The sequence below is a fragment of the Spiroplasma endosymbiont of Sarcophaga carnaria genome, assembly GCF_964019595.1.
Taxonomy (GTDB): domain Bacteria; phylum Bacillota_I; class Bacilli_A; order Mycoplasmatales; family Mycoplasmataceae; genus Spiroplasma; species Spiroplasma poulsonii.
Genome location: NZ_OZ026456.1, coordinates 250,921 through 264,227 on the forward strand (window position 1 = coordinate 250,921; position 13,307 = coordinate 264,227).

Below are 13,307 nucleotides of genomic sequence, written 5' to 3' on the forward strand. Positions count from 1 at the left end.
AACACACTTTATTTTAAACAAGCAAATAAAAAACTTTAATTTTGTCGAAAACTCTTGATGAAATAAAAAAAATCATCAATATGACAATTTGAAAACTAATTTTGTGTAAGATTATGATTTTGCTTTAAATTTTTTAAACGTTAAAATATAATACCGTTGATTGTTGGTTTGGTGTTAAACCTTTGTGTTGGTATTTTAATTTTCAGAGCTTTAAATAATTTTGAATATTAGTGAAACCCAAACCATGATAATGAATTAAGGCTTCTTTAAGACTGGATTGTAATTTACTAATCTTATTTAACTTTTGATAACTAGTATCAGGGTTTGTACTAGTTTTGGTGGAATATAGAGTAGAATTTGTTTGTTTTGCTACTAATAAATATAGTGGTTGCATATCAGAAATAATTATTGATTTTTCTTTAATTAGTTGCTTATTCATATTTTCAATAATCCATTGTTTTTGTAATCTTTTGGTATTGGTGGATTGAACAAAAATATTATTATTGCTATCAACTGCCATTTGAATACAGCATTTGGTATCAGTTGAAAATGGATCGAGATGAGTTTTTCGTTTATCAAATTTATCTTTAAAATTGCCTTTATGAATTTCTTTAATAAATGTTTCATCCATTTGGATTTGACCATTTAATTTTTTAAATTTTAACTGTGTATTTTCTAATTGTTTTGATTGCATTAATTTTTGTCGATTATATCAAGCGGTTTTTGGGGTTGTTTTAATAAAACGAGAAATTATTTTACTAGATTGTCCTAACAATGAAATTTGAATTAATAAATTTCACTGTTCATAATTTAAATGACTTCAATAAGTAAAATGATGACGAAATGCATCAAAACTAGCACGACATTTTTTACATAAATATTTTTGTTTTCCTTCGGAATTATGACCATTTTTAACACAATGAAAAGATTTGCAATTAGGACATATAATGCCTTTATCTCTAAATTTTTGATCAATTTCATTTAAACGTTTTTGTTTTTTAATTAAGTCTGCTTGTTGTTTTATTTTTTCATAAAATTCTAAAAATTGATCATCTGTTAAGCTATTTATTAATTCTGTAATTATTTTTTTCATCATTTATTTACCTCTATATATTAAAAATATACCTAATTTTAGGTATATTTTATAAATATCAAGAGTTTTCGACAAAATTAAAGTAAAAAATGCTTTTTATACAAGATAAAAAGCATTTTTAGCTGTTCATTTTTATACGGCTGTTCATTTCGATAAAAATTATCATTTAAATTAAAAATTGTTTGTTTTTCAAATTTAATAATTTTTTCAGTAGTAAATAGGTAAATCAAAAATAACAATCATTTTTTAATTTAACATTTTCAATTTCCAATTATTAGGATTAATTTCTTCTTTTGAATGGTTATTTAAAGTTAAATTACGATTAAGTTCTTGTAACATTAAAACTTCAATTAAATCTAAGTCATCTTCTTGATAAATGGCATTGTGCTCATTGGCAAAAAGCTGGCAAAGATAAAGCATTAAAACAAATCAAACAAATAAATCAGCAATTACGGTTGCTACTGATCAAGCTTGATGCAATAGTTGCCGAATTTTAATATTATCATCAAGCACAAATGGTAATGAAATTTTTGTTGAACTATTAAGCAAACTAAATAAAACTAAAATTGTTACAAAGCGAATAATGTTACTTTTTTCATCTTGACGTGTTAAAAACCCACAAAGTTGTAAAATCACAACAAAAAGTAAGATTACTAAACAAGTGAATAAAATAAATAAATCTTTATCATAACGATTAATATTATTTAAATTATTAACAATAACTGGACCAATAATAATAATAAACGGTGAAGCATAAACAACATATAATAGAATCGATACTAACCGACGATTGTTGACAATCATTCCTAAGGTAATTGTTAACTGCAAATATGAATATCCCGTTAACAAAGTTCGATAATAACTCGGATCAATTGAAAGATCAGGAACTAACACTAAATTCCAAATAATACTGCTAAAGAAAAAGACACTAATCCCACCAACAATTACCATAAAATTTAATAAGCCGTGGCGAGCACTGATCTTTTTACTTTTATAATGTAAAAAAGTTCATGAAGAAAGAATTGTAAACAAGAAAAAGGCAGCAAAAATAAACATTCATAAGAAAAATTTAAAGACACCATCAGCAGCATATCTATTGTTAAAAATTCATTCTCGTAAAAATGAATTGTCTAAATAATCTTTAAATAATATATCGTCAAATGAATAATACATTTTTGCCCCTCCTTTACAAAACAAACTTACCAATTTTTATTATACTCTACTTTTCTAAAAAAGATAAAAACTTTAATTTTGTCGAAAACTCTTGATGAAATAAAAAAAATCATCAATATGACAATTTGAAAACTAATTTTGTGTAAGATTATGATTTTGCTTTAAATTTTTTAAACGTTAAAATATAATACCGTTGATTGTTGGTTTGGTGTTAAACCTTTGTGTTGGTATTTTCATTTTCAGAGCTTTAAATAATTTTGAATATTAGTGAAACCCAAACCATGATAATGAATTAAGGCTTCTTTAAGACTGGATTGTAATTTACTAATCTTATTTAACTTTTGATAACTAGTATCAGGGTTTGTACTAGTTTTGGTGGAATATAGAGTAGAATTTGTTTGTTTTGCTACTAATAAATATAGTGGTTGCATATCAGAAATAATTATTGATTTTTCTTTAATTAGTTGCTTATTCATATTTTCAATAATCCATTGTTTTTGTAATCTTTTGGTATTGGTGGATTGAACAAAAATATTATTATTGCTATCAACTGCCATTTGAATACAGCATTTGGTATCAGTTGAAAATGGATCGAGATGAGTTTTTCGTTTATCAAATTTATCTTTAAAATTGCCTTTATGAATTTCTTTAATAAATGTTTCATCCATTTGGATTTGACCATTTAATTTTTTAAATTTTAACTGTGTATTTTCTAATTGTTTTGATTGCATTAATTTTTGTCGATTATATCAAGCGGTTTTTGGGGTTGTTTTAATAAAACGAGAAATTATTTTACTAGATTGTCCTAACAATGAAATTTGAATTAATAAATTTCACTGTTCATAATTTAAATGACTTCAATAAGTAAAATGATGACGAAATGCATCAAAACTAGCACGACATTTTTTACATAAATATTTTTGTTTTCCTTCGGAATTATGACCATTTTTAACACAATGAAAAGATTTGCAATTAGGACATATAATGCCTTTATCTCTAAATTTTTGATCAATTTCATTTAAACGTTTTTGTTTTTTAATTAAGTCTGCTTGTTGTTTTATTTTTTCATAAAATTCTAAAAATTGATCATCTGTTAAGCTATTTATTAATTCTGTAATTATTTTTTTCATCATTTATTTACCTCTATATATTAAAAATATACCTAATTTTAGGTATATTTTATAAATATCAAGAGTTTTCGACAAAATTAAAGGATAAAAAAAACAACTTTTTATAAAAAATTGTTAATATGTTGATCAAATTGCAAAACCAACACTATAATCGCGTTCGTGACTAAGTGAAACATGAATAACTTCATTTTCTCCTAACGGTACACCTTCAACATGTAATTTATTATCATCTTTTAACTTAATTGTGACTTCGTTTAAAATTAACTTTATTTCTAACGCTTTAATTAATGCTTCTTTCGCCGCTCACCGACCAGCTAAAAACTGGCGTTGGTGTTCTTTATCCATTAATGTTTCATATTCTTGCAGTTCACTGATACTTAATAATTTCTGGCTTAATACTGTTGATGGTTTAATTCGCTTATTTTGGACAATATCAATTCCAACATTTTTAATCATCCTCAATGCTCCCCTCTTTTTATCTTAGTAATATTTTAACAAATTGATTAAAAAAACGATATAATAATTTAAAGAAAGAAAATAATGGGGACAATCATATGAAAAATGTTAGTTTTAAGAAAGTTGATCCGAAAGTTATTCAAGAAATTATTAACACTTACCAAACGTATGAAATTAATAATACTGATCCTAATAAAGTTAATGTTTTTAATAAAAGTGGTATTACAATTAGCATTTATAAGACAAATAGTGTTTTATTCCAAGGCTATCAAGCCGATAAAGAAGCGGCAAAATTTTTTACAATCCCAATAACCCCCATCATTCCCGCTAGTCAAACAACATCTTATTTTGAAAAAGATGTGATTGGAAATGACGAAGTTGGGGTTGGTGATGTTTTTGGTCCCCTTGTTGTTACTGCCACTTATTTACCGCCAACAAGTTTTCAACAACTAGTAACATTACCAATTAAAGATAGTAAAAAAATGACAACTGAACAAATTATGACCCTAGCACCAATCATTCAAAAACTTGTTCAATCGGTGACCGTTGTGATTGATAATAATCAATATAACCAATGATATACCCAATATCAAAATGCCCATGTTATTAAAGCGCTAGCCCATAATCAAGCCTTAGTCCAATTATTATCAATTTATCAATTAACAAATAAGACAATTTTTATTGACCAGTTTGTTAATGCAACAAAATATTTTAAATATTTACAAAAAATAACTCCTGTTGTTAAAGATAATGTGGTTTTTATTACGAAAGGCGAAGAAAAATCCTTAGCAATTGCGTGTAGTGCCATTCTTAGCCGTGCTACCTTCTTAACAACGATTAAAAACCTTGAAACAAAATATCATCTAAAGTTACCGTTAGGAGCAAATGAAAACGTTAAAGCTTTAGCACAAAAATATAAAGCAACACGTCCGCTTCGTGAATATCAACATTTTTTAAAAATTCATTTTAATTTAAAAGCAAAATAATCCTTTCGAAGGATTATTTTTCATCTTCAGCTAACCGCAGCATTTCATCAGTAATTGGTTTTTTATTTAATTTCAATGGTTTATGGTGCTTTGCTAAATAAGTATCTAAATCACTTTTTGAATACTTATGATTATTTAAACATAATGTCGCAATCACAACATCAAAGATTGGCCCCGCAATTCAGATTCAATTAAAACAAACTAAGGCGATTGAACAAAACCCGACAACAATTCGCGCTCAATAGAAGTTTGCTAATCCTAAAACCGCAAATATTAAAGTAATAATACTAAATGATAAAACAATTTCATTCTTATAGGGATAATTAAGAATTTTTGATCAAACATTCCGTAAAACATAATATAAAATTGAAAAAATAATGTTAAATATCGCAACGACAATTGCTAAAATCATTGCAATTTTTCCCTTCCGATCTAACTGACGGTATTGTTTAATATTTAACATAATTTTAATTTGATCAACTTTAGTAATATTATTCTCTTTAATTTGTTTACGGAAATAAAATAAGTTATTAATCCAAATAAATAAATATTGAAACGAGGTACATAACGTAAAAATTAGAACCGTACCAACCGCTAACATTGGAAACCCATTTGTCGCATAGAAATTTAAAAAGAAATATGGAAATAGGGTGTTATCTGGTTGGTGATCAGCATGGCGAATATAACCACGAATTAAAATACAAATTAAGTATAAGAATGGTTATAAACAAATTAACCAGTAATTAGCTTTATGATGTGTTTCAAATTTATAAAAAGTATCACCAGCAGTGAAAATATAACTAAAAATCATTACCCCTGGAATAATTGTGTGTAAAATAAAAGTTGAAATTCATTCATAAATACTCTGATTTTTAACAAGATCACCTTGGGCAAATAATCCAAACCAAAAAACCAGCATTGTCATCGTAATATAAACTGTCACCATTAACCGAATAATAAAATCAGGTTTAGTGTTTTTAAATTTATTTTGAAATAAATAAAAAACAAAATAAACAAAAACAAGATAATTTGATTGGGTTGTAAAGTAAGCATAATAGTGGCTTAACCGTTCCCCATATGATGTGAAAACCACAGACATTTAAGAATTTAGTTCATACCGTTAATAAAATTATAACATTAAAATAAAAAACTGCCATTAATTTTTGGCAGTTATAAATTAAATTAGAATTATAATACCATATTTGGGCCAGCAATAGTACAATGGCCACTTTCAAGTACATCCAGTCCAATTATTGCGTCAAATCCTTGGCTGAAAATATGTTCATTTCCGTGAACCATTGTAATCTTAGTTACAAATGAACTTGGGAATACTCGAGATTTTAATCCCTCAGGTGTTGATACTATTCCTTGTTGAAGGTCAGTTGGTAAATGTAAAGCAACCATATATGTATAAAATTCATCTTCTGAATTAGAACCAGTAGAAACTTTCATTTTTCCTCTTGACTCAAGTTTTAATTTTTCAACAATTTTAGTTTATATAACAGAATTTGTTGCACCAGGTATCTATTAAAGCTTTACAAAAAAACCATCCTTTAAATTAATTTCTTTGTTGGAAATGGAAGTAACGACTAAATCAACTTCGAATCTTCTATTTTTAAGTGACGTTCAAATTTTAGGCATAAAAACTTAATCCCACATATCCAAAATTATTCATTTTTGGATCTAAATCACTAATTTTTTGAACGATGAATTTTTTATCACTTAAATTTTCTAATGAATAAATATTAGCTTCATCATAATTAGAAAATTTTGCTACAAATTTTTTATCCGAAATTATAACAATATCCTCATTTTTTAAATTATATTTTTTAATTAATTCATTTTTATTATCATTAAATCATTTAAAATTTTCGTCAATATAATTCTTATTTTCACTTTTACTCATTTCACATCAACTCCTATTACATATTAATTATAACTTATTTTTTTAATTTTTAAATAATTTAAACCCTTTAATTTTGTCGAAAACTCTTGATGAAATAAAAAAAATCATCAATATGACAATTTGAAAACTAATTTTGTGTAAGATTATGATTTTGCTTTAAATTTTTTAAACGTTAAAATATAATACCGTTGATTGTTGGTTTGGTGTTAAACCTTTGTGTTGGTATTTTCATTTTCAGAGCTTTAAATAATTTTGAATATTAGTGAAACCCAAACCATGATAATGAATTAAGGCTTCTTTAAGACTGGATTGTAATTTACTAATCTTATTTAACTTTTGATAACTAGTATCAGGGTTTGTACTAGTTTTGGTGGAATATAGAGTAGAATTTGTTTGTTTTGCTACTAATAAATATAGTGGTTGCATATCAGAAATAATTATTGATTTTTCTTTAATTAGTTGCTTATTCATATTTTCAATAATCCATTGTTTTTGTAATCTTTTGGTATTGGTGGATTGAACAAAAATATTATTATTGCTATCAACTGCCATTTGAATACAGCATTTGGTATCAGTTGAAAATGGATCGAGATGAGTTTTTCGTTTATCAAATTTATCTTTAAAATTGCCTTTATGAATTTCTTTAATAAATGTTTCATCCATTTGGATTTGACCATTTAATTTTTTAAATTTTAACTGTGTATTTTCTAATTGTTTTGATTGCATTAATTTTTGTCGATTATATCAAGCGGTTTTTGGGGTTGTTTTAATAAAACGAGAAATTATTTTACTAGATTGTCCTAACAATGAAATTTGAATTAATAAATTTCACTGTTCATAATTTAAATGACTTCAATAAGTAAAATGATGACGAAATGCATCAAAACTAGCACGACATTTTTTACATAAATATTTTTGTTTTCCTTCGGAATTATGACCATTTTTAACACAATGAAAAGATTTGCAATTAGGACATATAATGCCTTTATCTCTAAATTTTTGATCAATTTCATTTAAACGTTTTTGTTTTTTAATTAAGTCTGCTTGTTGTTTTATTTTTTCATAAAATTCTAAAAATTGATCATCTGTTAAGCTATTTATTAATTCTGTAATTATTTTTTTCATCATTTATTTACCTCTATATATTAAAAATATACCTAATTTTAGGTATATTTTATAAATATCAAGAGTTTTCGACAAAATTAAAGTTTAAACCTAAAATAGCTAAAACAACATTCAGCTGCATTTATCATATCCAATTTATTTACACCAGGTTTTTCATCGCGAATATTAGTTTTCTCATTATTAATACAGTTAAATAATTCTTGATATAAATAACCGTTCTTTTTTACTAATATTTCTTTGTCATTAAATGTTTTAAAAACATCTAAATTCTCACTAAAATAAATTTTTCCTTCGGCTAATAATCTTTTTCATTTATAATGTCGGTCTTGTACACTTCATCCTTTTGTTCCAGTAACTAAAATAGTAGAAAATCTTGTAATATCTAAATCCATATTTTTTCAATCATTATTTTCAAGTAGTGTTTTTCTAACAAAATGGCCAACTGTACGAGCATCATGTCCAATCCGATAGTTAAATTCTTCTTTTAAATTATGATAAATTTGTGATCAACTATTAATTTTATTAACCATACTATCAACTTTTTCAGTCATATCCTTAAATTCTGTACTTGATATTGATTGTTCTTCAAGAATATAAATTCCTTCAATAAATTCTTCCTTATCAAATTCAAATCCTATTAAAATTTGAGTGGCATCATCTTGCCCTTTTATACTATCAGCATAATCTGCACCAATTTTAATTTTAGTAAATCAATATTTGTTCATATCTTTTCAATAAAATTCTTTTGGATTAAAAAATTTGGCACCAGTAATTAAGTCTTTTTTGTAACTATAACGTTCAGGATTAAATTGACGCTCTCCCCCACGAAATAGTGAATCATATACTTCTGGTTTATTTTCATTTAATCAATTTCCTAAATCAAATACTCTTTGATTAAGATTTTTGTTATTTACTTTTGTAGTACCTCTGACAACTGTCACACCAATATCATTCATAAAAGTTTGATCATTAAAATATGATATATCATTATCATCTAGTTCTTTTTGGACTTCCTCTGTTAATGGAAAAATAGATTGGACGAATGTTTCATAAATAATATGATCAGCATTATGATTGTTAAAGCCAAAAATAATAATCTGTTCTTTTCGTAATTCCATTGTTACATCATCATCTGAATAACATAATTGTGGAACTACTTCTCTTGTAGTTGCAATATTTTTCCCACGTGAAATTTGAATTATCATATTGAATAATCGATACATGTATTCGTTTTCATCTAAAATTGTTGCATCTAGCGGAATTACCTCGTCTAAACCAAAAAAGGAATATTCCCCTACTGATGCATCTTGTCCTTCTCAAGTACTTCCGTTGTCAAAACCAACAACTTTAATTATTCTGCCATTCGGTCAAATATATTCAAATCTAGTGTCACTAACTTTTTTCTTTATTATTTTTTCTGAAATAGCTTCTTTGATTGTGACTCCATATTCTTCTAAATCATTAATAACTCTTGTCATTTTCTTATCGTAGTTATCTTTGGCTGATATGTAAGTATATCTTGCCAGTAGACAATTTCAATCTAAAAAATTGCATGTATAAAATAACGCTAATAAACAAATAAGATAATATTTTCCAAACCCTTTTGCCCCAGTTAAAATTTTAAATATTGCTGATTTCGATATTGGCTCACAAAATTTAGCAATAAAAATTTTAGCTAGTGCGTCAATGTTAAAATTACAGTTTTGTTCATCTCAATTTAAGTTAATTATTTCTTTTGTTTCCATGCCAATATAGATGCACTATTTTTCATAAAAAGTCAATAAAATTACGCGCGAGCGCTCGTGGATTTTGGCAAATAAAAACCCTTATAATATAAGGGATATTAATGATCTAGATTGATCAGTGCTATCAAATAAACCAATTGCAAATTTAACTGTCTCATTATATTCATCAGTTAATTTAAACTCTCATAATCCATAACCCGGGATTGAACTAACTAATAATTCGGTGATATAAGATGGAGATTGTAACTTGAATTCGCCTTTTTTAGTAAGACTATCATTGTAAGAATCAAATTCAATTTTGCCACTACCATAGCTAGAGTATAATTGTTTGACTTCTTCATCTAAATTAGTAATTCGATGAGCTAAGTATTTTGAATAGCCACCATTAGCTAACTGTTGATCTAAAGGCATTGTGGAAGGAATCGAACTAGTTTCTAACGAATTATTAATTTCCGGAAATGAAAAGTTATTATAGTCTAATTGATAAATATAGTTTTTTGAAATTATATCTTGGTTAAATTCAAAGCTATTTTCAGTAAAAATACCATAATTTGATTTTAATTTAACAACTATATCTTTATATTCATAATAGTCAGTTGCATCTGGACTTTCTAGGATTAGTAACCTCAAAATAATATGGTAATAAAATTTTGTAATCGTCATTATCTCCTTTATTAATACAATAATTTGATTTTAAATTACTTGATAACATAGCTAATGCATTTTCAATTCGATTAACCATACTTTTATTTTCTAAAACTACTGTAGGATTTCTTTTTTTTCATGCTATTCATAAATTTGTTACTACTGCATATCTATCTTGACCTTCAAATAAAGTTCTAATTTTATAAATTTTTTCATTATCTATTACTTCTACTCATTGATTATCATTTTTTATAAGTTTAACTGCATGTTCAAATTCTCTATCTTTTCAGTAACCGTATGTTAACATTGTTTTAAGTAACTCAAAAGCATCTGAAGAAGGAGTTGCACCATCGGGAATAATTTCAAGATTAATAATTGAATTCAGTTTTGTTGTTTCTTGATATGGTACTAATCCATATGATGCAATTGATTGATATAAACTTTTAGCAGTACTATCAGAATTTGAAAAATCTGAATTAGGAAAAATTGTAACTTGATCTAAGTTTAATTCAAAAACTTTATTTCGACTAGTAAAAGGATTTTTTTGATAATAAGCTGTTCCAGTTCCACTATCAAAAGCCGGAACTTGATCATTTCCATCATAAACGGCATTAAATTTAATTCTTTTTGCTTTAGCAATTTGAATTGACGAGGGTGGTTGTGAACCACCAAGTTGTAAAAAATCTTGTAATGAAAACTCTTGATTGTATTTAATACCTTTTGAATCCAAAAAAGTGAAAATATCTTTTAAAGGGATAATTTGATTACCGTTTCAAAAATCTGTCATCGAAATATTTGGTTCCAATTGCCATGGAAAAACTAATTTCGGAAAAAGGACTGTTCCATCTTTTGCAATCAAATTAGGAACTTTCCCCTGTTTATTTTTTAATTTTAAATTACCAACATAACAACCATTGGGAGACGTAAAACTTAATTCAGTAATTTTATTAGTAAATGGCTTTGATAAAATTATTTTAATTGGCGATATTTTATAAGAACTCGTTAAATCCTTAATTTCACGAAAAATAAATGATGTTGAATCATTATTATTTTCAATATTAGGAATTTCCATTTCTTGATTTACAAATTTTTCAATGTTTTCAAAATTTTCAGTTGTAATCACTTCTTTTGTCAATAAATATAAGTAATCCGTATCAAATTGTTGTTCATCATTTTGAGTGGAAAAAACTAAACTAACTGTATTTTTTAAAATTGACTCAGAAGGATTAGTTGGATCTGCCAATTCATTTAAACTAAAGACATTATTTTGGGTTAAATATCCACTAATTTTTTGACCAAGTTCAATTTGTGTTGCACATATGGTTATTTTATTTGTTGAAGCTTTAATTCCATTTTTAATATTATTACCTGTTAATGAATAAAGCGGATAAATTCAATAATCTTTGACTTCATCTTCTGTATAAAATTGCGAATTATCTGCTTTTTCACGACGATTTAATTTTGCTTTAATACTTTCGACAAAATCATCGTTTAAATCATCAAATTGTTTATTTTCCATTATTAGTATCCTCCTGATTATTATTAATTGTTGGGGTATTTGTGATCATATTCATTGTTTGTAAAATATTTTTTTGGGTTGTTAAATCAATGTCTAAATCAACTGTTCCATCGCTAAAATCATAACCTTGTAATAAACTCCCTTCTTTTAAATTACATTCCTTTAGCATCATCAAAAATTTTTTTCCAAAATTTTGTAAAAAATTAACATATAACATTTTTTCGCGTTCAATAGCTGGCGATACTAAAAATTGATTGGCTTGAATTTCAGCAGTTGTTTGTTGCGCAGACTTAATTTCATCAATATTTGGTATTCCTAAATCTGTTTTAATTTCATTTCAAATATCATTCCGTGTGTTACGCATTGTTTGCATTAAAGAGTTTGGTTGCCATGTAACAACTGATTGGTTAAAAGGTAAAAAAACTTGGCCATCACCAACAATCGGTTTCATTCGAACCATTCCTTTTAATAACAAATAATTAATAAAATCATTATTATTTTTTTCTTCATTAGGATTATCTACTTGATCACTAGTAGTCATAATCCCTCCCTTTTCTCAATGAGGTAAAATAGCACTAATCTCTTCGTATTTTTCCATCATTTCTAACTTTGACTTAATTTTATGACAACGTGGTTTTTTATGTAAATCAACTGGCATTATTGCAACGGGCAAAAAACTTTGTGATAATTATTCAATTCGATCAAAACGATAATTTGCATAAGTTGCTGGCGATAATTCTTTTTTTGGTTTTTTAATTTCTCGGGTCTTTTGAATGTCCCAGACACTACGTGTAACACTAACTTTATTATTATTAACTGAATAAACTTCAGTTAAAGTATATAATGATAAACTATGAATAATATTATCTTGATAATTAACTGAAACCTCAAATATTTCACCATTTCGAGTATTTTTACAATTAACAAAGGCTGGTAAAATAATTGGTTCAGTAATAGCAATACCATTTTTATCAACACTTTCAGTTTGCACTTTATTAATAACTAAACTATAAATTCCATATCGTCCTGAGCGATATTTAGCCATTCATGATTTAAGCTCAAATTTACCCTTTTGTAAATATTTTAAAAATAAATCACGAACTGGTTTATTCTCTTGATTTTGGCCATTTTTAATTTTTCATTTAATTTCTTTATTACTTTTTGCTCGACCATAAATTAATTTATAAATTCCATTTTCATATAAAAATCCTTTTTCAGCATTTTTTTGTTCATTTTTATAAATTTCAACATGATCTTCAGCTCATTTTTTCATAATTTCACCGGGATTTGTAATAACATTATTAACTTTTGGCATACACTTACTACCCCTCTTCTGAACATATAGATGCACTATTTTTCATAAAAAGTAAATAAAAAATGAGCAAAGCTCATTATTATCCTTATGGATAATTGCGGTATGTTTGTGTATTAATACAAAATTATTATATCATAATAATTAGAAAGGATATTAATATTATGAGAAGAAATAACTCTGTATTATCCCCAGAAGATCTTTTGACATTAGAGAT

The 13,307-nt window shown here is 26.1% G+C and carries 15 protein-coding genes; 1 reads left to right on the plus strand and 14 read right to left on the minus strand.

The features are described 5' to 3' along the window. Positions 1-133 precede the first annotated feature (133 nt). The 4 genes from AACK91_RS01640 to AACK91_RS01655 all read right to left on the minus strand — a co-directional run bounded on the left by AACK91_RS01640 (position 134) and on the right by AACK91_RS01655 (position 3,852). Positions 134-1,096, minus strand: a complete 963-nt coding sequence (locus AACK91_RS01640) for an IS1/IS1595 family N-terminal zinc-binding domain-containing protein (protein WP_338963627.1) — start codon at positions 1,094-1,096, stop codon at positions 134-136. A 243-nt stretch (positions 1,097-1,339) separates the two neighbouring features. Continuing rightward, positions 1,340-2,266, minus strand: coding sequence for a hypothetical protein (locus AACK91_RS01645; protein ID WP_338963628.1), 927 nt, complete (start codon positions 2,264-2,266; stop codon positions 1,340-1,342). A gap of 170 nt (positions 2,267-2,436) precedes the next feature. Further along, positions 2,437-3,399 (minus strand): IS1/IS1595 family N-terminal zinc-binding domain-containing protein, encoded by a 963-nt coding sequence (locus AACK91_RS01650; protein ID WP_338963247.1) that lies wholly within the window; start codon positions 3,397-3,399, stop codon positions 2,437-2,439. 111 nt (positions 3,400-3,510) lie between these two features. Next, positions 3,511-3,852, minus strand: a complete 342-nt coding sequence (locus AACK91_RS01655) for a 4'-phosphopantetheinyl transferase superfamily protein (RefSeq protein WP_338963629.1) — start codon at positions 3,850-3,852, stop codon at positions 3,511-3,513. 98 nt (positions 3,853-3,950) lie between these two features. Between AACK91_RS01655 and rnhC the strand changes: the two genes are divergently transcribed. Then, positions 3,951-4,838: a ribonuclease HIII gene (rnhC, locus tag AACK91_RS01660; protein WP_338963630.1), complete on the plus strand. Its 888-nt coding sequence runs from the start codon at positions 3,951-3,953 to the stop codon at positions 4,836-4,838. A 13-nt stretch (positions 4,839-4,851) separates the two neighbouring features. Here rnhC and AACK91_RS01665 read toward each other — a convergent pair whose 3' ends face one another. The 10 genes from AACK91_RS01665 to AACK91_RS01710 form a co-directional block, all read right to left on the minus strand. Then, complete coding sequence (locus AACK91_RS01665; RefSeq protein WP_338963631.1) at positions 4,852-5,439, minus strand: hypothetical protein; 588 nt, start codon at positions 5,437-5,439, stop codon at positions 4,852-4,854. 120 nt (positions 5,440-5,559) lie between these two features. Then, positions 5,560-5,937: a hypothetical protein gene (locus AACK91_RS01670; RefSeq protein ID WP_338963632.1), complete on the minus strand. Its 378-nt coding sequence runs from the start codon at positions 5,935-5,937 to the stop codon at positions 5,560-5,562. Between the two features lie 89 nt (positions 5,938-6,026). Beyond that, positions 6,027-6,290, minus strand: a complete 264-nt coding sequence (locus tag AACK91_RS01675; protein ID WP_338963633.1) for a hypothetical protein — start codon at positions 6,288-6,290, stop codon at positions 6,027-6,029. A 181-nt stretch (positions 6,291-6,471) separates the two neighbouring features. After that, positions 6,472-6,744 (minus strand): hypothetical protein, encoded by a 273-nt coding sequence (locus AACK91_RS01680; RefSeq protein ID WP_338963634.1) that lies wholly within the window; start codon positions 6,742-6,744, stop codon positions 6,472-6,474. A 165-nt stretch (positions 6,745-6,909) separates the two neighbouring features. Continuing rightward, a complete protein-coding gene (locus tag AACK91_RS01685; RefSeq protein WP_338963247.1) occupies positions 6,910-7,872 on the minus strand; it encodes an IS1/IS1595 family N-terminal zinc-binding domain-containing protein in 963 nt (320 codons plus the stop codon). A gap of 74 nt (positions 7,873-7,946) precedes the next feature. Further along, on the minus strand, positions 7,947-9,614 hold the full coding sequence (locus AACK91_RS01690) for a hypothetical protein (protein ID WP_338963635.1): 1,668 nt from the start codon (positions 9,612-9,614) through the stop codon (positions 7,947-7,949). Positions 9,615-9,695: 81 nt separating this feature from the next. Continuing rightward, positions 9,696-10,244, minus strand: coding sequence for a hypothetical protein (locus AACK91_RS01695; RefSeq protein WP_338963636.1), 549 nt, complete (start codon positions 10,242-10,244; stop codon positions 9,696-9,698). Beyond that, complete coding sequence (locus AACK91_RS01700; protein ID WP_338963637.1) at positions 10,192-11,778, minus strand: hypothetical protein; 1,587 nt, start codon at positions 11,776-11,778, stop codon at positions 10,192-10,194. The genes AACK91_RS01695 and AACK91_RS01700 overlap by 53 nt, the downstream gene beginning before the upstream one ends. After that, positions 11,768-12,436, minus strand: coding sequence for a hypothetical protein (locus tag AACK91_RS01705; RefSeq protein ID WP_338963638.1), 669 nt, complete (start codon positions 12,434-12,436; stop codon positions 11,768-11,770). The genes AACK91_RS01700 and AACK91_RS01705 overlap by 11 nt, the downstream gene beginning before the upstream one ends. 30 nt (positions 12,437-12,466) lie before the next feature. Next, entirely contained in the window at positions 12,467-13,093 is a 627-nt protein-coding gene (locus tag AACK91_RS01710) for a hypothetical protein (protein ID WP_338963639.1), read from the minus strand. Positions 13,094-13,307 lie beyond the last annotated feature (214 nt).